This is a genomic window from Mangrovimonas sp. CR14, assembly GCF_011764015.1.
Taxonomy (GTDB): domain Bacteria; phylum Bacteroidota; class Bacteroidia; order Flavobacteriales; family Flavobacteriaceae; genus Mangrovimonas; species Mangrovimonas futianensis.
Window position 1 is genome coordinate 258,372 of sequence record NZ_JAAFZY010000002.1, and the last position, 26,844, is coordinate 285,215.

The window sequence follows — 26,844 nt, forward strand, 5'->3', positions numbered from 1 at the left end:
CTCGCTTATTGCCAAGTTGAACCTAATTTTTAGAATTTACTTTTATTTTTGTCGGCGGTATTTCTGAAATCATGATACCCTTCTCTTTCATCAAGACCTCCACAGTAGTCTCATTTTTCAACCTCATCAATTTACTCCTCCCCTCCACAAAAGCCGAATGAAGTTCTTTCACCTCATTACCCAAACGAGCTATTTCATGAACTTTGGCATCTGCGCTATGAGAACTAGCAATCATAACCATCGCCAAAACAGACAAGAACAAGATCATTCTCCAATTCTTAAACGAATCATCACTGACCAAAAACGTTCCTTTTAATATGCCTGAAATTTTACCGCTCACTACTTTATATTTTTTCAGCTATTCTCAATTTTGCACTCCTAGCCCTACTGTTCATTTCTATCTCTTCTCGAGAAGGCACAACCAACCCTCCTATTTTTTTCATCGGCACCTCAAAATTCCCAAACATATCCCTCTCAGGCTCTCCTTCAAACATACCGTTCCTTATAAAGCGTTTTACTAATCTATCCTCCAACGAGTGATACGATATGACGCTCAGCCGACCTCCTTTTTTTAAAACTTCAGGAACCTGCTCCAAAAACTCTTTCAGCACTTCTATTTCCTGATTTACTTCTATACGGATAGCTTGATAAATCTGAGCCAATACCTTATTCTCCTTCTTATGATTCAAAAAACGTTTCAACACGTCTTTTAAATCACTAGAAGTCTTAATTTCTTTTTGATTTCTTTGATGAACTATTTCTCTAGCCATAACCGGAGCTTGTCGCAACTCGCCATAATCTTTAAGTACCCTTCTTAGGTCACTCTCATCATATTCATTCACCACATGATAAGCAGACAATCTACTTTGTTGATTCATCCTCATATCCAAATCGGCGTCAAAGCGAGTAGAAAATCCTCTTTCAGCGACATCAAATTGATGTGAAGACACTCCAAAATCACCTAGCACACCATCAACCTCTTTCACACCATGAAACCGTAAAAATCTTTTCAGATATCTGAAATTCTCATGGATAAGTTGAAATCTCGGATCGTCAATTGTATTTTTAAGAGCATCTGGATCCTGGTCAAAGGCATACAATCTGCCATTCTCTCCAAGTCTATTTAGAATTTCCCTGCTATGTCCGCCACCTCCAAAAGTGACATCTACATAAACACCATTCTCTTTAATATTTAGACCATCAACGGTCTCCTTTAGCAAAACTGGGTTATGATATTCCATCTTCATCATCTTGTCCCATTACCTCTTCAGCCAAATCTGCAAAATCAAGCGCAGCATCATCAATCGCCTTTTCATAGCGATCTTTATCCCACACCTCAACAATATTGATTGCCGATGACAACACAATCTCTTTCGAGATATCTGCAAAGACCACCAAATCCTTGGGAATTAACAACCTACCTGAATTATCCACTTCAATAATTTTCACTCCCGCTGTAAACCTCCTGATAAAATCGTTATTCTTTTTCTTGAATCTATTAAGCTTATTCACCTTCTGCATCAAGGCCTCCCATTCATCCATAGGATATAATTCAAGGCAAGGTTGAAAAACAGCTCTCTTTAAAACAAACCCCTTCTCCAAAACAGGCATTAGCTGCTTTTTAAGCGGAGCAGGCAACATCAGCCTCCCTTTCGAGTCAACTTTGCATTCGTATGTTCCTATTAATGAGTTCAAAAGCCGTATAGATCTATAAAAACCAAATATATTGAAAAATATACCACTTTTTACCACAATCTCCCACTTTGTTGATAATTTTTCGACCAAACAAATCTTTAATTCGACATGAACACTTGCCAATGCCCTAATTCAAAGAGGTTCATAGATTGGAAAAAAGTGGGAGAACTACACGTCCTAAATTGTTAATATCTGTCAGCCCACATTTAAATTCAGGTTAAAGATTTAGAACATATTAATTATGATTTACCTATATTTGTTTTTGATGAATAGACCAAATTATTAATGGCTCATAGACTTAAAAAAGAGAAGAGTTACAGCTATATTGAAGTAGGAGAAGGAACCCCAATCATTGTTTTACATGGTTTGATGGGTGGGTTGAGTAACTTTGATTCCGTCACTGATTATTTCAGTAAAAGAGGTTTTAAGATTGTAATTCCGGAACTCCCCATTTATACCATGTCCCTTTTAAAAACGAACGTAAAAAGTTTTGCTAAATACCTTTACGATTTCATTGAATATAAAGGCTTTAAAGAAGTTATCCTGCTTGGAAATTCGTTAGGAGGACATATCGGGCTTTATCACACTAAACTTTATCCTGATAAGGTTAAGGCTTTAATCATAACAGGCAGCTCTGGTCTTTATGAAAGTGCAATGGGAAGTGGATATACAAAAAGAAGCGACTATGAGGTGATCAAGAAAAAGGCTGAAGAAGTTTTTTATGACCCTAAAGTAGCTACTAAAGAAATTGTTGACGAGGTTTTTGCAACGGTCAATGACCGAAACAAACTAATAAAAACACTTGCAATTGCTAAAAGTGCCATTAGACATAATATGGCAAAAGACCTCCCCAACATGGACATCCCAATTTGTATTATTTGGGGAAAAAATGACACGGTAACACCTCCTGAGGTTGCTGAAGAATTTCACGAACTTCTACCCGATTCTGACCTCTTCTGGATTGATAAATGTGGTCATGCGGCTATGATGGAACATCCTGATGAATTCAATGAGATTTTGGATAATTGGCTTACCAAAAGAGGCTACAAATAATATACTATGGAAATAAAGTCAGCAGAATTTGTGATGAGCAATTCTGACGTTGCAAAATGTCCTAAAAACAACTTGCCAGAATACGCATTTATAGGACGAAGCAATGTTGGTAAATCTTCTTTAATTAACATGCTGACCAACAGAAAGAGTTTAGCAAAAACCTCTGGAAGACCGGGCAAAACACAATTAATCAACCATTTTATAATAAATGGCAATTGGTATTTGGTGGATCTTCCTGGGTATGGTTACGCGAGAGTTTCTAAAAGCGCCAAAAAAACATTTCAGAAATTTATTACTGAATATTTCAGCAAAAGAAAACAACTGGTGTGTGCCTTTGTTCTTGTAGATATTAGACACAAACCCCAACCTATAGATTTAGAATTCATGCAGTGGTTAGGCGAGAACATGATCCCTTTTTCCATCATTTTCACCAAAGCCGACAAACTAAAACCGGGTGCTATTAATAAGCACATTGAAGACTATAAAAATGATATGCTTCAATTTTGGGAGGATATGCCCAATTATTTTATAACCTCCTCATCCAAAAACGTAGGAAAGGATGAGCTGTTGAATTATATTCAAGATCTTAATCAGAATTTGTTTAAATGAAACAAATCCTAGTCGTTATAATCATTTCGATATTAAGTTTTCCCACATTTTCTCAAGATAAAATTTACCTTGATACAAATGGGAACGAAATTAGCTGGAAAAAATTCAGAGCTAAATGGGGAGCGGATTCCCTTAATTCAACATGGAGCTATTTTAAAAATGACACCCAGTACTTCCAACTTTCCAAAAATTTATATTTGAAAGGTTTGTTTGATTACAACCAAATACGGAATCAATTAGAAATTATTACGCCACATAAAATACCCCTTAACTGGTCAATAGTCATAGAATACAGATACAAAGATGACCTTTGTACAAATAACAGAGATAACACTTGGGATAGCACAGAAATAACCGACCGAAAAATGTTTCTAAATGACATCCAGGAATTACTAAACGAAAATGAAATTTATTTTATCGTCTTATTTGAAGATGGAATCAAATTAAAAAATAGAAAGTCAGTTAAATCTGAATATTTTTTCAATGACATAGATAATTTCTTTAAGAACAAACTACAATTAACTCCATCGCTCTGCGGTTCATTCATTGCTATAAATCCAAAAGGAGAAACATTAATAAGAAATGGCGAATATCGGGCCGACCAAATGGCCGATCATCTTCTCCCTGTCAATTGGAGTCAATTTTTTCATGATTAAAAAAGGAAAGCTAAATCCTTAGAGAACATTAAGCCTTAACATCCAAAGCATCTCTTAAGGCATTCCCCATGAGCATAAAGGCCATTACCAAACTCATAATGCACAATCCAGGAATAATTGCTAAATAGGGTTTTCCTAAAATGATGTAGTTATAGTGATCCTTAATCATGGCGCCCCAACTAGCCATGGGTGGTTGAGCTCCAATTCCTAGGAAACTCAAACCACTCTCTATCAAAATAGCTGATGCAAAATTAGCTGCCGAAATAACAATAACGGGAGCCATAATATTAGGTAGGATATGTTTTGTAATAATCCTAAAATCATTGTAACCCAAAGCCCGAGCTGCCGTTACATACTGCATTTCCTTCACACTCATAATTTGACCTCTTACCACTCTAGCCACCTCCACCCACATAGTCAAACCAACAGCAATAAAAACTTGCCAAAACCCTTTGCCCAATGCCAATGTTATTGCAATTACAAGAAGTAATGTAGGGATAGACCAAGTCACATTGATGACCCACATGATAACAGCATCAATTTTCCCTCCAAAATAACCGGCTAAACTCCCCATGAAAATCCCAATAATTAAGGAGATAAAAACAGCCACAAAACCTATAAAAAATGAAATTCTAGCTCCTACCAATACTCGGCTCAACAAATCGCGACCGTATTTATCCGTTCCAAAATAGAAAGTCTTTTCTTCCAATAATTCCTTTTCTGAAATACCATTAAGAGCCAAGTATTTCTCCTGCCCTTCAAGCCCATCTGCAGCATACTCTGTATAAAAAAGAGTATCCTTTTTAACTGTAAAACTGGAAATTGGAACTTCGGTCCCCGTATTTCTATCACCAAAAAAAAGTTTACTAAAAAAACCTTGATTCGAATTCAACTCAGAAGGAATGGAAATCATTTGAACCTTAAATCCTGGTTTTTTAGAATGGATTGCCAAATGCATCTGATTGGCATTTTGGGAATTATCAGGTGCCAATGGATAAGCGAAAATAGCAACCAATCCCACCAAAACAATAAAAACAAAACTAAAAACGCCCCAAAAATTCTGTTTGAATTTTTGGAGCGCTAATTGCCACAATGAGTTGTTATTAGCTTCACTCATTCTTTATTTATTCCTTTACTGAAGAAGCTGCCACTTTTTTGATAGAATAAGTCATTTTTAGATCTTCCAAAACATTTAAGGCTTCCTCGATGTAAACATCTTGACTTAACGATTTATGCCAACTATCTCTTCTGTCTTTGAGAACCGTATCATTAGCAAATAACTTTTGTTCATAAGGTAAAGATTCAAAAACAAGATTGGTTTCATATTTGGAAATCTTATCAAACTTTTTAGCTTCCTCCTCATTCTTCTCCAACATTGCTTTGTAAGCCTCATAATTTAAGGAGTGTTGGGTTTCATCCATTCTAGCTTTCACCCATTTAGCATTCTCCTCAATTAATTTCAACTGCTCATTATCTGCCATTCTCTTCTTACTATTGCTTATAGTAGTATCATAATCAAAATAACTATCCCATAAATCATAATCAACGGCATCAATCTTATCCCAAGGAAGCGGATTCTGCTGATCTTTCTCACCAATATTTATAAAACTATATCTATCAGGTACAACTACATCACTCTTAACACCTTCCAATTGTGTAGAGCCACCATTAATTCTGTAGAATTTTTGAGTGGTTATCTTAAGGGCTCCCAAATCACCTTCTTGATTGTTTCTCACCATTCGGTTTAGATCATAAAGATTTTGCACGGTTCCCTTTCCAAAGGTCTGCTTGCTACCTATTATGATTGCTCTTTTATAATCTTGCATTGCTGCTGCTAAAATCTCTGAAGCTGATGCTGATAATTCATTTACCAAAATCACTAACGGACCATCCCAAACAATGCTGCGATCATCATCTTTCAACACTTCTTTCTCCTCGTTAGATCTAACTTGAACTACAGGACCGTCTTTGATAAACAAACCAGCAATATCCACTACGGTTTGAAGCGACCCTCCTCCATTATTTCTCAAATCCAAGACGAGCCCTTCCATACCTTCTGACTTCAATCTTTCAATTTCCTTCTTTAAGTCTGAAGCGGCATTTCTGTTTTTGTAATCTTCGAAGTCAACATAGAATTTTGGCAAATTAATAACTCCGAATTTCTTATCGTCTTTTCCTACCATTGCAGACTTGGCATAAGTTTCTTCCAATTCCACAATATCCCTGGTAATGTTTATATCCTTGATTGTTCCGTCCACTTTCTTGATGGTCAATGTTACTTTGGTACCTTTAGGACCCTTAATTAACTTAATCGCATCATCTAAACGCATTCCAACAATATTTACTGCTTGGTCTTCGTCTTCCTGACGAACCTTCATTATGATATCCCCTACTTCCAACTCTTTACCTTTCCATGCTGGCCCTCCAGAAATCAATTCTACAATTTTGGTGTTATCCATTCTTTTCTGAAGTCTCGCTCCGATACCTTCTAATTTCCCAGACATTTGTTGGTCAAATCGCTCTTTGTCCTCTGGAGCAAAATAAAAAGTATGGGGATCAAATTCACTGACAATGGCATTCACATACATGGCAAACCAATCCTTTCTCGCCAAATCGTCTACATAATCTGTGTAATACATATTGATCGACTTCAAGGTCTCTTCTCTAGACTTTGATTCCAACTCAGACATAGACTTCTTATCAGTTGAAGTTGAATCATTTTCCTGCATTACAATTAAATCATCATAATTAGCAAGATTGGTAAATTTCAACTGCTTTCTCCAACGGTCACGCATTTCCTTTTTGGACGACACATAGGACTCGTTCTCATAATCTGAGCTATAAGTCTCATTCACTGTATAATCAAAAGGCTTGTCTAAAACATCCTTATAAATAGCCTTAGCTTCTTCAATTCTTTTAATCAATCTTTCATGAGTTAAGCTGAAAAATGAAATATCATAAGCTTTCAGCTGATCATCCAACTCATACTTATACTTTTCAAACTCCTCAATATCTGATTTGTAGAAATATCGCTTCAGGGGGTCAATTTGATCTAAGTAGTTGTTATACACCTCTTCTGAAAAGTCGTCATTAAAGTCCCTTGGAGAGAAATGCCCCCTTTGAAGGACATAGGTAATAACTTGAACTAACAGTTTGTCTTTATCTGGATCATCAAAAGTCTTGGTGGTAAAACTACAAGATGCAAATGCCAACAACAACACCAACATCAACACTTTATAATTCCTTTTCATAAATCTTATCATATTAATATAAAATTAGCCCAATATAGGTGTTTTTTGGAAATATCATAGCACCTGTAAGAAATCGGCTAATTCTCTTAGGGTTTAAATCTTAATTCTACTAAAATAAAGAAAAAACTATGCCAATAAAATCTGCCGCTGATAATTTTTTGTTAAACAGAATAGCATGGGCTTTCCGTTGGAATTTATGTATTTTAGCGAAACTCAATAAAATTTGCTTATGACGACTAAAAAGCCCTTGATTTTGGTAACCAATGATGATGGGATTTCAGCCCCAGGTATTAGATCTTTAATTGAAGTTATGAATCAAATAGGCGATGTTGTAGTAGTGGCTCCAGATAGCCCTCAAAGCGGCATGGGACATGCGGTTACATTAAACTCCACGCTTTACTTAGAGAAAGTGGTCATAGACCAGGGGAACCAAGAAGAGTATAGCTGCTCTGGGACTCCTGCCGATTGTGTGAAAATGGCCATAAAGGAGATTTTAAAAAGAAAACCAGACATATGTGTCTCGGGTATTAACCATGGTTCGAACTCATCCATTAATGTTATATACTCTGGAACCATGAGTGCCGCAGTTGAGGCAGGGGTTGAAGGCATACCTGCCATAGGTTTCTCATTATTAGATTATGATTACAATGCCGATTTTTCTGCTGCAAAAGAAATAGCTAAAACAATAACTCAATCAGCCTTGAAACACGGCATTCCTACTGATGTAGTTTTAAATGTGAACATTCCTAAGGCCACAAAAAATGAGATTAAAGGCATTAAAATATGCAGACAAGCCAGAGCCAATTGGGAAGAAGAATTTGACAAACGAAAAACACCACAAGGCAAAGATTACTATTGGCTGACTGGTAAATTTGTAAATCTTGATCAAGGTGAAGATACCGACGAATGGGCTCTAGAAAACAATTATGTCTCTGTGGTCCCCATACAATTTGATTTAACGGCTCACCATGCCATACAAAATTTAAATACTTGGGACTTTAATCATGAATAAACAAGTTATTTTAGGAATGCTCATTGGGTTTGCATTCACCCTTTTGGGCTTTATATTAATTCTATTAGTGTTCAGTTCCCAGGTAAGCGTCACAGAAGTTATTGAAGCAGCCATCAAGGAAGGTTATTTAGGAAAGCTTATCAGCTTTGCAAGCATTATTAATATCGGTCCGTTTTTTTATTTCATAAGAAAAAGAAAAGATAATCGTGCTAAAGGAGTGATTTTTGCCACTATTTTGATAGCTCTTATCATGATAGTTTTTAAATTTATATAATTTTCAATCCGATGAAATATTACATCATAGCTGGAGAAGCCTCAGGAGACTTACATGGCTCAAACCTCATGAAAGCATTGCTTAAGGAAGACCCTCAGGCAGATTTCAGGTTTTGGGGTGGCGACTTAATGGCTTCGGTTGGAGGCGAATTGGTAAAACACTATAGGGATTTGGCCTTTATGGGCTTTGCCGAAGTTGTTATGAACCTTAGAACCATTACCAAAAATCTAGCATTTTGTAAGGAAGATATTTCCAAATTCAATCCCGATGTACTTATTTTCATTGACTACCCAGGCTTCAATCTTAGAATTGCTAAATGGGCTAAGGAAAAAAATATAAAAACTCATTATTACATTTCCCCACAAATTTGGGCTTGGAAAGAAGGTCGCATTAAAGATATCAAACGGGATATTGACCACATGTATGTGATTCTACCATTTGAGAAAGACTTTTACGAAAAGAAACACGGTTACCCTGTAGAATTTGTTGGCCATCCACTTATTGATGCCATTTCAAGCCGAACCCAAGTAGACGAGTTTGAATTTAGGAAAACGCATCAGTTGGGAGACAAACCCATTATAGCCTTATTACCAGGGAGCAGAAAACAAGAAATTACCAAAATGCTTTCTGTCATGTTGTCCTTGGTTGAAGATTATCCCGATTATGAATTTGTTATAGCCGGCGCACCAAGTCAAGAGTATAGCTTTTATGAGCCCTTTATCAAGAATAGCAATGTGCATTTTATTTCAAATAAAACTTATGACCTTTTAAGCGTTTCCACAGCTGCCTTGGTAACCTCGGGAACTGCAACTTTGGAAACAGCCCTTTTTAAGGTGCCTGAAGTAGTATGCTATAAGGGTAGTTGGGTTTCATATCAGATAGGAAAACGTTTGGTAAAAAACATCAAATACATTTCTTTGGTAAACCTCATTATGGACAAAGAAGTTGTTACTGAATTGATACAGTCCGATTTTAATAAGACCCGATTAAAAAAGGAATTGGATATCATTTTGGATGATTACGAGCGAACCAAATTCTTCATAAACTATTATGATTTGGAGAAAAAATTAGGAGGTAAAGGCGCTAGTGAGAAGACAGCACAACTCATTTATCATAATATACAATAGCGTTACACATCTTTTTTGAACCCAAATCAAGAATTTCTATAGGATATTTTTTATTTTGGCAGGATGCAACGAATCTTAACCTTCCTTTTTGCCTTTATGTTACTTGCTTCTTGTGGTTCTTCCAAGAAAGCAAAAGTAGTTACCAAAAGAGATAAGAAAACCAGCTCGTCAACCTCTTCTGCCAAAAGTGATAATTGGTCTACTAATGCAGAGAGCACCTCCACTGCAGACTATTCCACCATTAAAAAAATTATCAAAGAAGCAGAATCCTACAGAGGAACAAGATACAAATATGGCGGAACCACTAAAAAGGGCATGGATTGCTCTGGATTGGTAACCACCGCTTTTAAGAGCGAAAATATTGCTCTTCCACGATCTACAGGCGAATTGTCTTCATACGGAGATTGGGTTGATTTGAAAGAAGTCAAAGAAGGTGACCTCCTGTTTTTTGCCACATCAAAAAATAGCCGCAAGGTGAACCACGTGGGATTGGTTGTAGATGCCCGACCAGGTTTTGTTCAATTTATTCACTCCACAACAAGCGCAGGAGTCATAACTTCCCAACTTTCAGAACGTTACTGGTATTTCGCCTTCGTTCAGGCGCGTCGAGTTATGTAAGTTTTTTACTATCTTAATAGGATGAAAGCCTTGAATTTCATCCTCATAAAACTTACCTTGTGTCTTATTTTGGGCATTTGGCTAAGTAGAACATGGCAAATTTCTTTTTCCATTTCGGCTCTTCTATGTAGCATTTTTATACTAGCATTAACAATTGCTTATTTCTATCAGAGAAATTCAATAAAAAACTTTATTTGGTTCGGTTTTCTAGGTTTTGCAACCATGATTTTGATTGGATGCTTGATTGAAAACATTCATAAAGATATGAATGACGAGAATCACTTCTTATATTCCGAAGCTTTTCAGAATCAATCCTCTACTATACTCACCTTCAAAATCAAGGAAACATTAAAGTCCAATTCATTTAGCGATCGCTATGTTGTCTCCATTTTAGAATTAGATTACAAAAAATCCATGGGAGACGCACTTTTACTTGTTAAAAAAGATTCTACCTCAAGAGAACTCAAAATAGATGATTTAGTTTTTGGCAAAACCAAATTGGAGCCTCTTAACCCCCCATTAAATCCAGGACAATTTGATTATTCAGCCTATTTAAGCAACAAACAAATCTATAGTCAAATATACGCGACCAACACCCAAATCTTAAAAATTGGACGACAGAGAAGCCTAATAGGATTAGCCGATCAAGTAAGAAATACCATTCATAAAAAACTGTCTAAGTATAATTTTTCAAAAGATGAATTGGCGGTAATCCAAGCACTTTTACTTGGTCAAAGAAATGATATAAGCAGTGAACTTTACAATGACTATACTAATGCTGGGGCCATACACATTTTGGCAATTTCTGGATTGCATGTGGGTATTATTTTGCTCATACTGCAATGGATTTTAAAACCCTTGGAACAATTTAGATATGGTAAACGCTATAAAATGGTTTTGATCATTTTTCTCATTTGGAGTTTTGCAGTCATTGCAGGTCTTTCAGCTTCAGTTACTAGAGCAGCAACTATGTTTACTGCGATTGCCATTGGCTTAAATTTAAACAGACCGACAAACACCATTAATAGTTTGGCTATTTCTGCTTTTGTTCTTCTCGTTCTAAAACCCTCCTTCCTATTTGAAGTTGGTTTTCAGTTAAGCTATTTGGCCGTATTGGGCATTGTATTGTTTCAACCCTTTTTTGACAGATTGTGGAACCCGAAAAGCATCATTCTTAAAAAATTCTGGCAAGCGGCCACAGTATCCCTATCTGCTCAATTTGGCATTTTTCCATTAACGCTCTATTATTTTCATCAAATTCCTGGATTATTTCTCCTTTCAAACCTCGTTGTCATTCCTTTACTAGGATTCATTCTTGGCTTGGGAATTGCTTCCATTTTAATGGCTCTACTCAACATACCACAGAATCCCATCTTTGATTTGTTTGGCACATCCATTGAAACTATGAATCGCTTCTTTGGATGGGTTTCAAGGCAGGAACCTTTTCTTTTAAAAAACATCTATTTCAATATGACGATGGTTCTGCTATCCTACGTCATAATCGTTTACATATATAGGCTTAAAAACAATCCCAGATTTAAACACCTTATTTGGATTACGGTTGTAATTATCCTTTTACAACTAAGTTTTCTACATGTCAAATTCCAAAACCAACAGAGCAATCAATTAATCATATTTCATAAAAGCAGACAGACCATTCTAGGTATAAAACATGGTCGGGAACTTCACATTCAATCAAAAGATTCAAGTGATAAGCTCTACTTTTTAAAAGACTTTAAAATAGAAAGATTTATTAATCAAATTACATACGATAGCATTCATCCATATTATAGTCTTAATAATACACGAATTATAGTGGTCGATAGCTTGGGGATTTACGGTTTAAAAGCTGAAAAGGCAGATATTATCCTATTGCGACAATCACCTAAAATTAATTTAAAAAGAATGATCGACTCTCTTAAACCAAAACAAATCATTGCAGATGGCAGCAATTATAAAAGCTATATAGAGCGTTGGAAGGAAACCTGTAAAATAGAAAAACTCCCCTTTCATTCTACAAATGAAAAGGGAGCCTTCATCATTAATTTGAATTAGTCCTTAGTTTGAAAACTCTGGTTTGAATGCTTGAAAATAAGCGTTAAAATCCTCTTGAGTTTTCATATTTTCATGCGCGTTATCCTTAAATAACTTCAAATACAATTCCAATTGTTGTGGCGTTTTATAACCAATTATAGGTGAAAGATATTCGGCATTTTCATCCATAAACACCAATGTGGGATAAGAACGAATCGAAAAATACTGAGACAACTGGTGTTGAGAATTTCTTCGATTGGCCTTGGCAGGATCATAATTAGGATTGGAAAATGTTTTCCCTTTGAAATTGATGGTTTCATCACCTTCAGCATTGAACTTTACTGCATAGTAATGCTCATTCACATATGCTACCACATCTTTGTTGTGAAAGGTATTTTTATCCAACATTTTACAGGGGCCACACCAATTGGTATAGGCATCCATAATTATTTTTTTTGGGTTCTTTTTCTGAAGTGCTACCGCCTCTTCAAGTGTCAACCAATTAATTTCTTGTGCAACACTGCTCAAGGTCATCCCTAAGACAGCTATTAAAACAACATATATTTTTCTCATAATATTTAAAGTAGTAAAAGTGGACAATAACTTACAAAAGAGTTAGAAACTAAACCAATTTTTGAGCTAGTTTAACTTTTCATAACATTATTTAACCCCATGCATTAATTTTTTCATGACTGGGTTAAGACTCCACACCAATACTCCAGCAACCAATGGAACAATTGTAAATATTAAAAAGAAAGTTGATAAATTGTACTCTTTAGTAATATTTTCAATCTGCCCTCCTAAAACGGCAGCCAATTTATTACCTATAGCAATGGCCAAATACCACATTCCAAACATAAGGGCTATCATTCTTGCTGGCACCAACTTACTTACATACGAAAGACCCACAGGCGATAAGCAGAGTTCCCCAAGAGTATGGAACAAATAAGCCAAAATCAACCAAATCATACTAACCTTCATAGTACCTTCAACGCCATTGGCTCCCCATGCTAATAGACCAAACCCTACCGCCATGATAATCAACCCTAGGGCATATTTGGTGGCGGCTGAAGGATTGTATTTACTTTCCCACCATTTTGAAAAGAAAGAAGCAAATACAATTATAAAAAATGAATTTAGAATACTAAACCAAGAAACCGTAATCTCAACTTCATTTGCCTTCACCTCTTTAACGGTTGCACGAACAACTCCATTATCTCTTGATAATTTTTCCCCATTTTCTCTAGCAGCTAATAACCTTTCCTCGTCCAAATAACCATAGGCAGTACCATCATTATCCTTAGCAATCATATTAATCTGTTCACCAACCTCAAGTGTAATTGGTTCTGCTATGGAAATCGTTCTTTCTACAACCTTATCAGTCGCCAATACTTCAGTTTGCTCTGTTATAGCAACATACTTTAAAGAGCTTTCTCCTTCCTCATTTTGAACCTCTTTTTCAATTGCCTTATATGAAACATCATAGGCGGTCGTGTTAAAATCTCTATTTAACATCCAGCCTACCAATCCCCACATGAAGACGAAACAAACTACTAAGACAATATTAGACCCCGGAATTTTATGAAAGGTTTTTTTCCATAATAGATATAAAACATAGGAAATTATAAGAAGAGGAATAACCGTCAATAGTGTGTTAACTATATTAAAAATGGTCGCTGAAGAACCGCTTAACATTCTATCTACATTGTCTCTTGCAAAAACAATTAATGAAGAAGCCCCTTGCTCAAAAGACAACCAAAAGAATACAGTAAAGAATGCAAAAATTATAAATGCAATCATCCTATCACGAACCACTTTTGTGTATCTAAATATTCTTCCAATCACTAAAACTAAAAACAGCGCTAGAGCAAACAAAACAGCTGTGTATTGCCCTTCAAAATTACCTATTTTCAAAGCTGAAAACATGTCAATTCCAGCAATTTTAGACATTGGATCATTGATTGCATACCCTAAACCTATAACCGAGCAAATAACAATCAATATCTTATCTAAAGTGGTGAATGGATTTTCCTTCTCGACTTCCTTTTCTTCATCAACTTCTGCTAAAGAATCATCCGCATCCTGCAAATCTTCGATTTGATGCTCTTTAGTTGGTTTGGTTCCAATCTTACCAAAAAGAGAACCTCCCATCCAAAACTGCAATGTACCTAACAACATGAATACACCTGCAAGTCCAAATCCGTAAGACCATCCAACCTTTTCTGCTAAATATCCACATAACATCATTCCAAAAAATGCACCTGCATTAACACCCATATAAAAAATGGTATATGCGCCATCTTTCTTTTCCGGATTCTCTTTATACATTTCAGAAATGATAGATGTAATATTAGGTTTGAAGAACCCTGTTCCTATAACCAACAGAGCCAACCCTAGGTAAAGAGAAAATTCTGTTTCAATGGCCATGGAGGCATGTCCTAAAGTCATGATTAATGCACCAATGACCACCGCCCAACGATACCCTGTCAATTTATCGGCTATTATTCCTCCTACAATTGGAGTGATGTACAATAACATAGCATAAGTTCCAAATAGTGCTCCAGCATTTTCTATAGACCACTCCCAACCCGGGTTATAACCTATAGCAGCCATTGTCAAAAAGTTTACCAAAAGTACGCGCATTCCATAAAAGGAAAAACGCTCCCACATTTCAGTAAAAAACAAAACAAAAAGTCCTGCAGGATGCCCTAGAACTTTATCCTTAAACAGATTTTCGATGTCAGTATTCATAGTATAAAATTAGTTAGTTAATTTTCTCATCTGCAAGTTCAAAGCCTTCCGTCAATTCATCGTTCATTTCTCTTTCATTATCTTCAACCCCATGAGTCAAAACTTCCAGTTTCTTTCTAAACATCATAACAATAGCACCAAATATCACACAAAAAATAGCGATACCGGTAAAAATGGTAAACTCTCCAAACTTTGAAGCTGATTCTCCTAATAAACCAGCCAGTTTATTTCCAAATCCCGTCATGGCAAAATACACACCCATCATTAGAGAGGCATATTTTAAAGGAGCTAACTTCGTAATATATGAAAGCGCTACTGGAGAAATACATAACTCCCCAACGGTATGAAACAAATATGCCAAAACTAACCAATACATTGCAGATGACCCTGTACTCTCAAATTGTGATGCAGCAGCAGACATAAAGAAGAATCCTGTACCCATGATAATCAATCCTACTATCATTTTGAATAAAGATGTTGATACCTTCCCTTTGAGTTTTCTGTGTGCCCAAAAACCAGCCACAGTTGTACCAAGAAAAATGATAAACATAGCATTAAGAGACTGAAACCATGAAGCAGGAACCTCCCAGCCCATTAAGTTTCTATTAGTGTTATCCATGGCATAGATATTCATAAGACCTCCTGCTTGTTCAAAGGCGCCCCAAAAAACTATCACTAGCAAAAAGGAAATAAACAAAACAACTATTCTATCCTTCTCAATTTTGGTCAAAGGCTTATTCATCGCCTCTTTATCTAAATCGTTTCCTGAATCTCCAAGGAAATTCCCTACGTGTTTCAAATATTTTTGTCCTGCTAAATATTGAATTAAACCAAGGGCCATTCCAATACCTGCTAATCCAAATCCATAGTGCCATCCATGAACTTCACCAACATACCCAACAATCAAACTTGCTAAAAAAGCACCAACATTAATTCCGATATAAAAAATGGTAAAACCTTTATCTCTTCGGATATCTCCTTGTTTATAAAGACCTCCAACCATTGTTGAAATATTAGGCTTCAACATACCAACTCCAGCGATAATCAGCCCCAAACCGGTATAGAAAGCCCACATTTGTTCAATAGCCAATATACTATGTCCAGCAACCAACAAAATGCCTCCATAAAGAACTGACTTTTTCTGTCCAAGAAGCTTATCCGCAATCCATCCTCCAGGAATAGATGCCACATAAACCAACATGGTATACCATCCATAAAGTGCTAAAGCATTGTCATTAGTCCATCCTAAACCAGGATTATCTCCAGTAGATTGTGCTACCAAATAAAGTACCAAAATGGCACGCATTCCATAGTAAGAAAAACGCTCCCACATTTCAGTAAAAAATAAGACATAAAGCCCAATAGGATGCCCAAAAAGTTCTTTTTGTTTAACTGTTGTTGAATGAGTCATAATATAAAGTTAGTTAGTTTATCCTTTGATTTCTGATTTTTCTTCTTGTTCCAAATCTTCTTTTTGGATTTTGTCCCCTAAGGTTTTATCAATAAAATGGGACATTTTTTTATAAAGATGAAGTCTCGTATTTCCGCCATAGATGCCATGATTTTTATCAGGGTAAATCATCCACTCAAACTGTTTATCTGCCTGAATTAAGGCTTCCACCATTCTCATGGTATTTTGTAAATGCACATTATCATCTGCAGAACCGTGAATTAACAAGAAGTCCCCCTTTAATTTATCTACATGACTTAATGGCGAATTTTCATCATAACCCTTAGGGTTTTCCGATGGGGTAGTCATATAACGTTCGGTATATACCGAATCATAAAACCTCCAGCTCGTTACCGGCGCAACAGCTATAGCCATTTTAAACACATCATTCCCTTTAAAAAGGGCATTACTACTCATAAAGCCTCCATAGCTCCATCCCCAAATTCCAATTCGTGATTGATCAATGTAAGTACGTTCTCCCATTTTTTTAGCTGCGGCAATTTGATCTTCGACTTCATACTTCCCTAATTGCTTTTGGGTGACTTTCTTAAATTCAGCTCCTTTAAAACCAGTTCCTCTCCCATCTACACAGGCAATGATATACCCCTTTTGGGCCAAATATTGAAACCAATAATCATTACTACTATTCCAGCTATTGCTTACCGTTTGTGAACCTGGACCGGAATATTGATACATGAATAAAGGATATTGCTTATTTTCATCAAAGTTTGCAGGCTTGATCATCCACATATTTAATTCCTCTCCATTCACTTGAATGGTACTGAATTCCTTTTGTGAAGTAGTATAATCTTGTATTTTCTCCGCCAATTTATCATTGTCTTTGATACTCTTGATGACATTTCCATTTTTAGCGTCATTTAAAGTATATTCTGGAGGGGTTGTAGCACTAGAGAAAGTATTGATGAAAAATGAAAAATCTGCGCTAAAGGACGCATTATTTGTTCCTTCACTCTTTGTTAAACGTTCTTTATCCCTTCCATTTAATTTAACCGAGTAAACATCTCTGTTTATTGATCCATTTTCTACAGATTGATAGAATATTTTCTTTTCCTTTTCATCATAACCGTAATAGTTGGTTACCTCCCAATCTCCTTTAGTTACTTGATTCACGAGCTTACCATGTTTGTCATAGTGGTAAATGTGATTGAACCCATCTTTTTCACTAGTCCATATAAAACTATTGTCCTTTAAAAAGGTTAAGTTATCAGTAACATCTACATAAGCCCCATCTCTTTCCTCCAATACCAATTCAGGATTTCCTTTTTTGGTGTCAATCATCCAAAGATCCAATTCATTTTGGTGACGATTTAGATATTGAGCACTTAAAACATCTGCATCTTGGCTCCATTTGATTCTTGGAATATAAAAATCTGTGTACGATTTGTTCACTTCAATTTCTGAAACTTTATCAGCGTTCAAATCATATAGATGTAGTGAAACTTGAGAGTTAGCTTCTCCCGCTTTTGGGTACTTGAATGTATCTTCATGAGGATATAAATCCATTCCATAAACATCCATAGTGAATTCTGGAACCTCAGTTTCATCAAACTTGATAAACGCAATTTTATCACCATCGGCATTCCAATCAAAGGCTCTCACAAATGCAAATTCCTCTTCATATACCCAATCGGTAATACCGTTGATAATTTTATTCTTTTCACCATCAAAAGTGAATTGGGTGGTCTCCCCTGTTTTCAAGTCTTTAACAAAGAGATTATTCCCCTTTCCGTAGACTATTTTGTCTCCTGAAGGAGAAAAGGTAGGTTCTTGAATCTTATCTTCAGAAACTAAAGTTAAAGCGCCGGTCTCTACATTATAAACATAGTATTTCCCCAGTGCCGAATGCCTGTAAATGGCCTGCATTTCTGTAGCCAAAAGAATTTGACTTTCATCTTCACTAAAAGTGTAATCTGTAAAATACCTTACCTGATCCAAATCTTTTGAATCCACCAAAGTTCTGACCTTCTCCAAGGTTTGATAGTCATAGACCTCTATGGAAGTTGAGGCTGTATTTCTATTGAAGTTTAAAACTGAATATTGTTGCCCATTGGCCATAGAATGCAGAGCGTCCATTCTTTCGGTTCTGAAAGTTCCGGTCCATATGTCTTCTAAGGTTATTTCTTTATTTTGGGCTGATATTAAAAAGGTTGCTAAAAAATAAAAAAGGAAGAATTTTCTCATTGAATTTGAATAAAAAAATGGTTTTTTCAAAATGTTGTCAAGTTTACTAAAAATTATACAAAAAACCGTATTTATTAACAGTTTAATAGGCTTTTAAATGCTAAGTTAAATGCAATTTACAGGAAGAATGTATCTTTGTAATTTCAACTATCATTCCATGACAAAATCCATCTCTGGTTTTTCAAGACTATCCAAATCCAAAAAGATTGATTGGATTGTAGACACCTACTTTACCAACAATAAAAATGCTAAAAAAATAATCAAGCAGTATTGGAATACCGATGAGCAGTTGCAATCGCTTCATGATGAGTTTATAGAGAATACCATTACCAATTATTACTTGCCATTGGGAGTAGCTCCAAACTTTCTTATTAATGGAACTTTACACACCATTCCCATGGCCATAGAAGAAAGTTCGGTAGTTGCTGCAGCTAGTAAGGCAGCTAAGTTTTGGCTGGATCGTGGCGGATTTAAAGCAGACGTCATTTCAACCACCAAAATAGGTCAGGTTCACTTCAAATATTTCGGAAACAAGGAAAAACTAGTTTCCTTTTTCAATGAGTTAAAACCAGCCCTTTTTAAAGAGACCGAAAACATCACCCAAAACATGGTGAAACGTGGCGGAGGTATCAAGGACATTGAGCTTAAAGACAAAACTCACAAAATTGAAGGTTACTTTCAATTGCACGCCACTTTTGAAACGCTAGACGCTATGGGCGCCAATTTCATCAATTCCTGTCTGGAACAGTTCTCAAAAACGTTGAAGGAAAAAGCGCTAAACTATGTCGCATTTGATGAAGAAGAAAAAGATATTGATGTTATCATGAGCATCCTTTCTAACTATGTTCCTGAATGTTTGGTAAAAGCTGAAGTAAGTTGCCCAATTTCAGAATTAGCAGAAGGCACCGATATTGACCCTTATGAGTTTGCAGATAAATTTGTTCAAGCGGTTCAAATCGCAGAAGTAGAACCTTATCGCGCCGTAACCCATAACAAAGGTGTCATGAATGGTATTGATGCCGTTGTTTTAGCAACTGGGAATGATTTTAGAGCTATTGAAGCTTGTGTGCATGCCTATGCTTCCAGAAATGGCTCCTATTCCAGTTTAACGCATGCTTCTGTAGAAAACGATCAATTCAAGTTTTGGATTGAAATTCCTTTGGCTCTTGGAACAGTTGGCGGACTCACAAGTTTACATCCATTGGTTAAGTTGTCCTTGGAATTGCTCCACAAACCTACAGCCAAAGATTTAATGAAAATTGCAGCGGTTGCCGGTTTGGCTCAAAATTTTGCAGCTTTAAGGTCCTTGACAACTACTGGGATACAGAAGGGCCACATGAAGATGCACCTCAAGAATATCTTAAATCAGTTTCAAGCAACTGAAGAAGAAAAAATAAAACTTTTGGAGCAATTTAAAAATCAGGTAGTAACACATAGTGCCGTAGTAGAAGCTATTGAAAAACTGAGGTCTTGAAGCAAGCATTCTATAGTAACGGGAAATTACTCCTGTCGGGAGAATATGTAGTATTGGATGGTGCTTTATCTTTAGCCTTTCCCACAAAATATGGTCAATCCCTTACCGTAAGTCCTTTAGACGAGGATTTTGTTACTTGGCGAAGTTTTGATGAAAACAATTTATGCTGGCTGGAAGTTCAACTGCCTCTTCATTTAAAAGCAGATGGAAGCCCACCCCTGGAAGAACGGTTGATTCAAATTTTAAAAGCTACAAGAACCTTGAATCCCGATTTTCTTAGTCAAGGAGCCTTGATAGAAACCAAGCTAGACTTTCCTCGTAATTGGGGCTTAGGAACATCTTCGACTTTAATCAATAACATAGCTCAATGGGCAGAAATAAACCCATTTAAGCTATTGAATTCTACATTTGGAGGTAGTGGTTATGATATTGCATGCGCGCAGACCAATTCGCCTATATTATATCAAATAAAGGATCAACAACCCTCTTTTGAACCGGTGCCATTTAACCCTTCGTTTAAAGAGCATCTTTATTTTGTTTTTTTAAACCAAAAACAAAATAGCAGAGAGGGCATCAAAAAATACCATCAAAGCAAGGAGAATACCCAACAGACAATTTCAGAAATCAATGATATCACACAACAAATGGCTTCATCTCAAGATTTGGAATCCTTTAGCCATCTGATGAACGCTCATGAGAATCTCATTTCTAAAGTCATTCAAATGCCTACCATAAAGACGAAATCCTTTCCAGATTTTGAAGGCTCAATTAAAAGCTTAGGTGCTTGGGGTGGTGATTTTATTCTGGTAGCAAGCCCAAAAAATCCAACAACTTATTTTAAGCAAAAGGGATTTGAAATTATCATCCCATTTAAGGACATGATTTTATAGCATAAAAAAACCTCGCACTTAGCGAGGTTTTTTATTTTATGTTTGGACTAAAACTATTGTACAGTTTCAGCTCTGTTATCCTCAATCGTTGAAACTTCCTTTAATGCTTCATACAATTTAGAGTTTACAGTGTTTACTTTAGAAGCTCCAACTCTATTAGCATAGCTTTGGTAGTTCTCTAATTCTACTGCTGGAGTTTTCTTGGTTACTTCCACCATGAAAACACCCTTTTCTCCTTCAATTAAACCAGAAGTTTCACCTTCGTTCAATCCAAAAGCTGTACCAACAACCAAAGGCTCTCTACCAGCACCAGTGATAGTAGGATTACTCATACTCACTGCCATAGCTGAACGAACTGAAGTATTCTCTGCAGAAGCTACATCTTGAAGTGTAGAAGCAGAAATTCTTTCCTTGATTTGTTTTGCTTTCTTCTCTTTTCTAATTGCTGGTAATGCAGTAACAGATGCTTGCTCTACATTCATTAACCCTTCAGCATGCTTTGCAGTTAACTGCACAATGGCAAATCCGTTAGGGATACTAAATCTCTTAGATTTTCCAACTTCAGTAGTTTCTTCAAATGCCCAACGAACAATAGCTCTTTGGCTTCCTAAACCAGGAATGTTTTCATCTAAAATCTTGATACCATTAACTGGCTTAACTGCATAATCGCTTTCCTTAGCCACTTGAGTAAACTCACCTTTTTCAAGAGCTATTTCAAAATTGGAAGCGTTTCTAAAAACTTGATCAATAGTTTCTTCTGATGCTTCAATCTCTCTAGCTATAGTAGCCACTTTAATAACTCTTTGAACATTTTTATGGCCTTCTACTTCAATTAAGTGGAAACCATAAGCTGACTTAACAACTCCCATAGATCCAGTTTCATTTTCAAAAACAAAATCACGGAATTCAGGAACCATTCTGTTGTAAGGGAAGTACTCATAACGACCTCCATTAGCAACACTTCCTTGGTCTGAAGAAAATTCAGTTACAAAAGTTTCAAACTTAGAACGATCTCCTTTCAATACTGTCAACAAACTATCTGCTGTAGCCTTAGCCTCTTCTTCTGTTTGCGTAACATCCGGTTGCGTGCTTGCTGCACCTACAAATGGAATCAAAATGTGTCTTGCTTGAGCAGAATCTGGGAGGTTCTTCTCAGCTACAATTTTAGAAAGCTTGTAATAGTTTCCATCCTTGTAAGGACCGTAAACTTCACCAACATTTAATTTAAATAAACTGTCAGCTGTACTTTCTAACATACTATTTCTAAATACGAATTGATCATTGTATTTCAAATCTGAATTTGAGTTTACAAATGCTTCAATATTGGCAGCATGTAAGAAACCTCTAATCGTATCTGTAGTTTTAGTTACCTCACTGTACTCCACTTTGTCATTCAACATAGCTTTTAAGTCCCCTTTGAAAGCTTCTTCATCAGCAGCGGTTGGAGTTTCTCTAAACTCTACATAACGAATATCACGAGTAGCATCTACTTCGTATTGCTTTTTATGCTTTTTGATATAATCTGAAATTTCAGAATTAGAAACAGTAATTGTACTATCTGCTATAGAAGTATAAGGAATTTGAACAAATTTCAAATCTACTTTTTCACCTTCCATTAAATGCTCCAATTTTCCTTCAGCAAGGGTTCCGCTCATTCCAGCTTTCACCATATTGAAGTAATCTTGTTGAAGAGCGCTTGTTGCCATACTATTTTCATAGTCTACCCATTGTTGGTAAGCAGCAGCAGAAGTCTCTTTTAAGTTAGCGATATACTCGTTCAACTTATTTTCATCAAATAAACCAGCTTCATTTTGAAAGTTTGGATTATTAGCCAAGTTGGACTTTAAAATGTCACGCATTTGATCTTTCTCCACAGTAAATCCTAGCTCTTCAAACTGGGTTTCAAGAACTGCCTGTCTTACCTCTTGATCAAAAACGCGGTTCATAGCTTGTGTGGTAGTACCGTTTGGTCCTAGCTGTCTTTGGGCAGCTTCCACTTTTTGCATGAAATCTACACGGTTGATTTCTTTTCCATTGATTGTAGCAACAACATCCTGATTTCTATTCCATAGGGAGCTACCACTTCTAAACAAATCCCCAATCACAAAAGAGAATAATGCTAATGCGATGATGATGATCAAGAAAAGTCCTTGTTTTCTAATTTTATTTAAAACTGCCATCTTCTTTTCTAAGTTGATTTAAAATTATTGTGCGCGAAAATACCATTTTATATTAAATAATAAAAGGACTAAGTGTCAATAATAAAGAAAGTTTTTTTTAACTAGTCGGTCTCTAGAATTTTGAGTTCCACCAAGTCAATCTTAGTGTTTGAAACTTCTAGGATAGTGAATAGAAAGTGATTTATTTGAACAATTTCATCCTTTTGTGGGATTTCCTCTGTATGGGCCACGATAAGCCCCCCGAGCGTTTCATAATTTTCTTCCTCAGGCAAGTTAAGCTTATAGGATTCATTTAAGTAATCGACCTCCAACCTGGCTGAAAATCGATATATATCTTCCTCTACAATTTCCTCAATTAGCTCCACTGTGTCATGCTCATCTTCGATTTCCCCAAATAATTCCTCAACAATATCTTCTACCGTCATTATTCCCGATGTTCCACCATACTCGTCTAATACTACGGCCATACTTTTACGCTTCTTGATTAAGACATTTAAGATGTCTTTGATTAACATCGTTTCTGGTACAAACTCAACAGGCATTAAAATAGACTGAATGGTTTTAGGTTTTTTGAACAATTCAAAGGAATGGACATATCCCAAAATATCATCGATTGAATTTTTAAAAACCAAGATTTTGGAATACCCTGTATCTACAAAAAGTTGGGTCAAATTTTTAGGAGATTCATGCAGTTCAACAGCTGTAATTTCAGTTCTGGGAACCATGACCTCTCTAGCTTTTACTTCTGAAAACTCCAGAGCATTTTGAAAAATTTGAATTTCAGAATCTACCTCATCATGCTCCTCAACATTCTCCATTTGTTCACTAATATAATTCCCTAGTTCTACCTTAGTAAAAGCCAATTGAACCTGATCCCCTTCCGTTTTAAAAAATTTCTTTAAAATGACATCAGAGATCCAAATAACAAAGGTTGAAATGAAGGTAAACAACCAATAAAAAACATAGGCTGGAAAAGCAAAAACTTTCAACAGGGTATTGGCATAAACTTGAAAAAATACTTTTGGAAGAAACTCTGCTGTTATTAAAATAACTAAGGTAGAAATGATGGTTTGGGTCAACAAACTTAAATCCGTTAATAAATAAGTAACCACATCAGAAGCCGGCAACATACTTTGAAACCAGCGCACCAATAAATCACCCATAAAAAACCCATAGACAACCAAGGCAATATTATTACCTATCAACATGGTTGCAATAAATTTGGAAGGCTTTGCTGTTAATTTGGTTAACAGTTTGGCCAATAGACCTTCCTGTTTTTTCTCTATTTCAATGTGAATTTTATTGGCGGAAACGTAAGCAATTTCCATGCCTGAGAAAAAAGCAGAAAGCAATAAAGAGATAACAATAATAATTATCTCAGAACTCATTTAGGATTGTCTTTATTATCAAATTTCTTGAAATACCTGCGTCTAAAAAAGAACATAAACAAAGCGAGCACAGCTAAAAACAAGGAAATATAATTAATAGTATTAGATTCCATATACGTTTTAATCACATCATAAATAAAAATAATAGCGAATAATAAATAGGCGTATTGGAAAAACTTGAAAAATTTCATGGTCAATAATTCTATAAAGTAAAGATAATTAAAAAAAGTAATGGAGGTGATTAATCTTCTACAGGTAAAATTCCATCAATCTCTAGAACTAAGGCCTTTTTAAACTTAGAGTCAGAATCAAAACCCTTTCCATTAATGATACTTTGTCCTTGTCTAAAGGTCACAGGTTTATTAGTAAATAACCACTCCCTCTCATCGTCATAATAGAGTTGTTCTGCAAATAATGTATCATTACTAGCGGTTGAAATAACTACATGCCCCCGAAGATCAATCAGGCCTGTACTTTGGTAATAAATACCATAATCTGCTTTGATGTTGCTCTTTTGATTCTTTTCATCAAAAAGATCCAAATCAACGGTTTCTGGGAATTCCATGTAAGAAAACGATCTATTGGAATAATCCAGCATTTTCGGACTCTTTAAGTTGGCCGTCACCCTACCCGAGTCGGTGTATTTTAAATTGATATTCTCAGCAACCCCTATCGGTTCATTTTCAGAAACCCCAAGTTTCTTTACATCCTCCAAACTTCGGTTGCATGAAAAAAATATAGTCATGGCAAAAGCCATGACTATATTTAGAAAATTATATGTTTTTATTCTTTTCATTATAGGCTAGGAACCTTAACGCTTCCACCAATCCAACAACCAATGTTTATAGTTGTGCCGGCATTACCTGCATCGAAAATATCAGCTTTAGAAGGTGCTTTAGCTCTATAATTAGCAGCTGTTTGACTTGCAGCCTTACCTAAAGTAGCATCCACCTTTCCTGCTTTCTCAGCTTCGGCAGCAGCCAACCAGAAAACAGCTCTTTTGTTGAAGTTTGAATCTCCACAATCGTTGGCACTAGAAGCATACATTTGAGCAATAGCCAAATAAGGTCTTCCATTAGATGGATTTAACTTAATAGCTTCTCTAAAGTAATTTCTAGCTTGACCATATTGACCTTTTTTCTTTAAGATCAAACCGATTTTATAGCTTTTGGTACCTTTCTTATAAGCATCTTTCTCAAGCTCCAAAGATTGCTTGAAGTAATTTAAAGCTTCATTAGTTTTACCATCCTTCAACAACAATCCTGCAACGAAGTATTTTGTATCTGCAGAAGGTGCTGCATTGTCATAGGCTTTTACCAATTTAATGTATAAAGGATCATCTGTACAATCTTTGTTGAACATTCTATTTACAGCTCCTTTTAACCAATCAGCATTGTTCTTATTCTCCTCAAAAGATTTTTCATATAAAGGAATCAAAGTTTCACAATTAGCTCTTTCTCCTAATTTTTGATCAACTCCAGCAGCTACTTGGTCATAAGCTTTTAAATAACTTTCATAAGATCTCTTATATCTTTCTTCCTTGCTAGTTAAAGCTGTACCAGCTTCTTCCTTTTCAACATAAGGATTCAATTTCTCTGAATAGTTCTGAACCTCCTGCTCTATTTTGGCAACCACATCATCATACTTAGTAAACAACTCTTGAGCCTCTTTCTTACCATCATCAAACAAATCTACCATCAATGAGAAATAAGTATATAGCGCCTTAGGGTTGGTGAATGTATCTGGGTCTGCCTTATAAGCTTCATCAAAACACTTGTAAAGCTCCTCTGTAGATAGACTTAAAGCCTCTTTGTAGTCATATTTTAGTTGACAAGATTTAGCTCCAAACTCTCCTTTTGGCGTTTTGCTTGCAAAATTATCTTCTCTCTCACCGTACATTTTTACAAGGTCATTAATGAATGCCACTTGCTCAGCACCAGTAGATTTCTCGATTTTGTGCTCAAGAATTTTTTCACCATTGGTATAAATACCTAAGTGATATTTAGGGTTTCTTTGTCTTAATTCCATAAAAGGCTTGTAAGCTTCATCAAACTTCTTGGCCTTAACCGCCTCGGTCATCAATGATAGAGCTTGCAAATCCTGATCTTGGGCAAACGTCCCAAAACTTACAAAAAGCACAGCTATTAATAATGTAATTCTAGTTTTCATGGTCATTTCAA

General features: G+C 35.9%; 23 protein-coding genes. 10 read left to right on the forward strand and 13 right to left on the reverse strand.

Features of this window, described 5'->3' with window-relative positions; genetic code table 11:
- Positions 1-22 precede the first annotated feature (22 nt).
- Genes GZ212_RS04470 through mraZ form a run of 3 tightly spaced genes read right to left on the reverse strand, consistent with a single transcriptional unit; the run spans position 23 to position 1,695 of the window.
- On the reverse strand, positions 23-340 hold the full coding sequence (locus GZ212_RS04470) for an FtsL-like putative cell division protein (protein WP_053971316.1): 318 nt from the start codon (positions 338-340) through the stop codon (positions 23-25).
- Between the two features lie 4 nt (positions 341-344).
- Entirely contained in the window at positions 345-1,241 is an 897-nt protein-coding gene (gene rsmH, locus GZ212_RS04475) for a 16S rRNA (cytosine(1402)-N(4))-methyltransferase RsmH (protein WP_166957640.1), read from the reverse strand.
- Positions 1,228-1,695 carry a division/cell wall cluster transcriptional repressor MraZ gene (mraZ, locus tag GZ212_RS04480; RefSeq protein WP_166957642.1) on the reverse strand — a complete coding sequence of 156 codons (468 nt, stop codon included), beginning with the start codon at positions 1,693-1,695 and terminating at the stop codon, positions 1,228-1,230. Before mraZ ends, rsmH begins: the two co-directional genes overlap by 14 nt.
- 285 nt (positions 1,696-1,980) lie before the next feature.
- Between mraZ and GZ212_RS04485 the strand changes: the two genes are divergently transcribed.
- Genes GZ212_RS04485 through GZ212_RS04495 form a run of 3 tightly spaced genes read left to right on the forward strand, consistent with a single transcriptional unit; the run spans position 1,981 to position 4,013 of the window.
- Positions 1,981-2,748 carry an alpha/beta fold hydrolase gene (locus tag GZ212_RS04485; protein WP_166957644.1) on the forward strand — a complete coding sequence of 256 codons (768 nt, stop codon included), beginning with the start codon at positions 1,981-1,983 and terminating at the stop codon, positions 2,746-2,748.
- Positions 2,749-2,754: 6 nt separating this feature from the next.
- Complete coding sequence (yihA, locus tag GZ212_RS04490) at positions 2,755-3,357, forward strand: ribosome biogenesis GTP-binding protein YihA/YsxC (RefSeq protein ID WP_166957646.1); 603 nt, start codon at positions 2,755-2,757, stop codon at positions 3,355-3,357.
- A complete protein-coding gene (locus GZ212_RS04495) occupies positions 3,354-4,013 on the forward strand; it encodes a hypothetical protein (RefSeq protein WP_166957648.1) in 660 nt (219 codons plus the stop codon). Before yihA ends, GZ212_RS04495 begins: the two co-directional genes overlap by 4 nt.
- A 28-nt stretch (positions 4,014-4,041) precedes the next feature.
- On the opposite strand, the gene GZ212_RS04500 is transcribed toward GZ212_RS04495, so the two are convergent.
- Positions 4,042-5,130: an ABC transporter permease gene (locus tag GZ212_RS04500; RefSeq protein ID WP_166957650.1), complete on the reverse strand. Its 1,089-nt coding sequence runs from the start codon at positions 5,128-5,130 to the stop codon at positions 4,042-4,044.
- 7 nt (positions 5,131-5,137) lie between these two features.
- Entirely contained in the window at positions 5,138-7,264 is a 2,127-nt protein-coding gene (locus tag GZ212_RS04505; RefSeq protein ID WP_166957652.1) for a carboxy terminal-processing peptidase, read from the reverse strand.
- Positions 7,265-7,493: 229 nt separating this feature from the next.
- Here GZ212_RS04505 and surE point away from each other — a divergent pair, with 229 nt between their 5' ends.
- The 5 genes from surE (at position 7,494) to GZ212_RS04530 (ending at position 12,350) form a co-directional block, all read left to right on the forward strand.
- A complete protein-coding gene (surE, locus tag GZ212_RS04510) occupies positions 7,494-8,276 on the forward strand; it encodes a 5'/3'-nucleotidase SurE (RefSeq protein WP_053971310.1) in 783 nt (260 codons plus the stop codon).
- Positions 8,269-8,550, forward strand: a complete 282-nt coding sequence (locus GZ212_RS04515) for a hypothetical protein (protein WP_166957654.1) — start codon at positions 8,269-8,271, stop codon at positions 8,548-8,550. The genes surE and GZ212_RS04515 overlap by 8 nt, the downstream gene beginning before the upstream one ends.
- An 11-nt stretch (positions 8,551-8,561) precedes the next feature.
- A complete protein-coding gene (gene lpxB / locus GZ212_RS04520) occupies positions 8,562-9,677 on the forward strand; it encodes a lipid-A-disaccharide synthase (protein ID WP_166957656.1) in 1,116 nt (371 codons plus the stop codon).
- A 63-nt stretch (positions 9,678-9,740) separates the two neighbouring features.
- On the forward strand, positions 9,741-10,295 hold the full coding sequence (locus GZ212_RS04525; protein ID WP_166957658.1) for a C40 family peptidase: 555 nt from the start codon (positions 9,741-9,743) through the stop codon (positions 10,293-10,295).
- A gap of 21 nt (positions 10,296-10,316) precedes the next feature.
- Entirely contained in the window at positions 10,317-12,350 is a 2,034-nt protein-coding gene (locus GZ212_RS04530; RefSeq protein WP_240923746.1) for a ComEC/Rec2 family competence protein, read from the forward strand.
- A 3-nt stretch (positions 12,351-12,353) separates the two neighbouring features.
- On the opposite strand, the gene GZ212_RS04535 is transcribed toward GZ212_RS04530, so the two are convergent.
- From GZ212_RS04535 to GZ212_RS04550, 4 genes are all read right to left on the reverse strand, one after another.
- Complete coding sequence (locus tag GZ212_RS04535; protein WP_197276717.1) at positions 12,354-12,902, reverse strand: thioredoxin fold domain-containing protein; 549 nt, start codon at positions 12,900-12,902, stop codon at positions 12,354-12,356.
- An 87-nt stretch (positions 12,903-12,989) separates the two neighbouring features.
- Positions 12,990-15,080, reverse strand: coding sequence for a peptide MFS transporter (locus GZ212_RS04540; RefSeq protein ID WP_166957662.1), 2,091 nt, complete (start codon positions 15,078-15,080; stop codon positions 12,990-12,992).
- A gap of 13 nt (positions 15,081-15,093) precedes the next feature.
- Positions 15,094-16,491, reverse strand: a complete 1,398-nt coding sequence (locus tag GZ212_RS04545; protein WP_166957664.1) for a peptide MFS transporter — start codon at positions 16,489-16,491, stop codon at positions 15,094-15,096.
- 18 nt (positions 16,492-16,509) lie between these two features.
- On the reverse strand, positions 16,510-18,732 hold the full coding sequence (locus GZ212_RS04550; RefSeq protein WP_166957666.1) for a S9 family peptidase: 2,223 nt from the start codon (positions 18,730-18,732) through the stop codon (positions 16,510-16,512).
- Between the two features lie 109 nt (positions 18,733-18,841).
- On the opposite strand from GZ212_RS04550, the gene GZ212_RS04555 reads away from it, so the two are divergent.
- Together GZ212_RS04555 and GZ212_RS04560 are read left to right on the forward strand one after the other, a co-directional pair.
- Positions 18,842-20,206, forward strand: a complete 1,365-nt coding sequence (locus GZ212_RS04555) for a hydroxymethylglutaryl-CoA reductase, degradative (protein WP_255459123.1) — start codon at positions 18,842-18,844, stop codon at positions 20,204-20,206.
- Positions 20,203-21,096 (forward strand): GYDIA family GHMP kinase, encoded by an 894-nt coding sequence (locus tag GZ212_RS04560; protein ID WP_166957668.1) that lies wholly within the window; start codon positions 20,203-20,205, stop codon positions 21,094-21,096. The genes GZ212_RS04555 and GZ212_RS04560 overlap by 4 nt, the downstream gene beginning before the upstream one ends.
- Positions 21,097-21,149: 53 nt before the next feature.
- On the opposite strand, the gene GZ212_RS04565 is transcribed toward GZ212_RS04560, so the two are convergent.
- The 4 genes from GZ212_RS04565 to GZ212_RS04580 form a co-directional block, all read right to left on the reverse strand.
- Complete coding sequence (locus tag GZ212_RS04565) at positions 21,150-23,276, reverse strand: peptidylprolyl isomerase (protein WP_166957669.1); 2,127 nt, start codon at positions 23,274-23,276, stop codon at positions 21,150-21,152.
- 101 nt (positions 23,277-23,377) lie between these two features.
- Positions 23,378-24,664, reverse strand: coding sequence for a hemolysin family protein (locus tag GZ212_RS04570; RefSeq protein WP_166957670.1), 1,287 nt, complete (start codon positions 24,662-24,664; stop codon positions 23,378-23,380).
- A 241-nt stretch (positions 24,665-24,905) separates the two neighbouring features.
- Complete coding sequence (lptC, locus tag GZ212_RS04575) at positions 24,906-25,460, reverse strand: LPS export ABC transporter periplasmic protein LptC (protein ID WP_166957671.1); 555 nt, start codon at positions 25,458-25,460, stop codon at positions 24,906-24,908.
- On the reverse strand, positions 25,460-26,833 hold the full coding sequence (locus GZ212_RS04580; protein ID WP_166957672.1) for a tetratricopeptide repeat protein: 1,374 nt from the start codon (positions 26,831-26,833) through the stop codon (positions 25,460-25,462). Before GZ212_RS04580 ends, lptC begins: the two co-directional genes overlap by 1 nt.
- Between the last annotated feature and the right edge of the window lie 11 nt (positions 26,834-26,844).

Bases quoted from the DNA above. Each gene is read 5' to 3' on its own strand.
- GZ212_RS04525 (WP_166957658.1), top strand. From the start codon at position 9,741: ATGCAACGAATCTTAACCTTCCTTTTTGCCTTTATGTTACTTGCTTCT.
- surE (WP_053971310.1), top strand. From the start codon at position 7,494: ATGACGACTAAAAAGCCCTTGATTTTGGTAACCAATGATGATGGGATT.
- GZ212_RS04565 (WP_166957669.1), bottom strand. From the start codon at position 23,276: ATGGCAGTTTTAAATAAAATTAGAAAACAAGGACTTTTCTTGATCATC.
- GZ212_RS04545 (WP_166957664.1), bottom strand. From the start codon at position 16,491: ATGACTCATTCAACAACAGTTAAACAAAAAGAACTTTTTGGGCATCCT.
- rsmH (WP_166957640.1), bottom strand. From the start codon at position 1,241: ATGGAATATCATAACCCAGTTTTGCTAAAGGAGACCGTTGATGGTCTA.
- GZ212_RS04550 (WP_166957666.1), bottom strand. From the start codon at position 18,732: ATGAGAAAATTCTTCCTTTTTTATTTTTTAGCAACCTTTTTAATATCA.
- GZ212_RS04530 (WP_240923746.1), top strand. From the start codon at position 10,317: ATGAAAGCCTTGAATTTCATCCTCATAAAACTTACCTTGTGTCTTATT.
- lptC (WP_166957671.1), bottom strand. From the start codon at position 25,460: ATGAAAAGAATAAAAACATATAATTTTCTAAATATAGTCATGGCTTTT.
- yihA (WP_166957646.1), top strand. From the start codon at position 2,755: ATGGAAATAAAGTCAGCAGAATTTGTGATGAGCAATTCTGACGTTGCA.
- GZ212_RS04580 (WP_166957672.1), bottom strand. From the start codon at position 26,833: ATGAAAACTAGAATTACATTATTAATAGCTGTGCTTTTTGTAAGTTTT.
- GZ212_RS04505 (WP_166957652.1), bottom strand. From the start codon at position 7,264: ATGAAAAGGAATTATAAAGTGTTGATGTTGGTGTTGTTGTTGGCATTT.
- GZ212_RS04485 (WP_166957644.1), top strand. From the start codon at position 1,981: ATGGCTCATAGACTTAAAAAAGAGAAGAGTTACAGCTATATTGAAGTA.
- GZ212_RS04570 (WP_166957670.1), bottom strand. From the start codon at position 24,664: ATGAGTTCTGAGATAATTATTATTGTTATCTCTTTATTGCTTTCTGCT.
- GZ212_RS04555 (WP_255459123.1), top strand. From the start codon at position 18,842: ATGCAATTTACAGGAAGAATGTATCTTTGTAATTTCAACTATCATTCC.
- GZ212_RS04540 (WP_166957662.1), bottom strand. From the start codon at position 15,080: ATGAATACTGACATCGAAAATCTGTTTAAGGATAAAGTTCTAGGGCAT.
- GZ212_RS04500 (WP_166957650.1), bottom strand. From the start codon at position 5,130: ATGAGTGAAGCTAATAACAACTCATTGTGGCAATTAGCGCTCCAAAAA.
- lpxB (WP_166957656.1), top strand. From the start codon at position 8,562: ATGAAATATTACATCATAGCTGGAGAAGCCTCAGGAGACTTACATGGC.
- GZ212_RS04495 (WP_166957648.1), top strand. From the start codon at position 3,354: ATGAAACAAATCCTAGTCGTTATAATCATTTCGATATTAAGTTTTCCC.
- GZ212_RS04535 (WP_197276717.1), bottom strand. From the start codon at position 12,902: ATGAGAAAAATATATGTTGTTTTAATAGCTGTCTTAGGGATGACCTTG.
- GZ212_RS04515 (WP_166957654.1), top strand. From the start codon at position 8,269: ATGAATAAACAAGTTATTTTAGGAATGCTCATTGGGTTTGCATTCACC.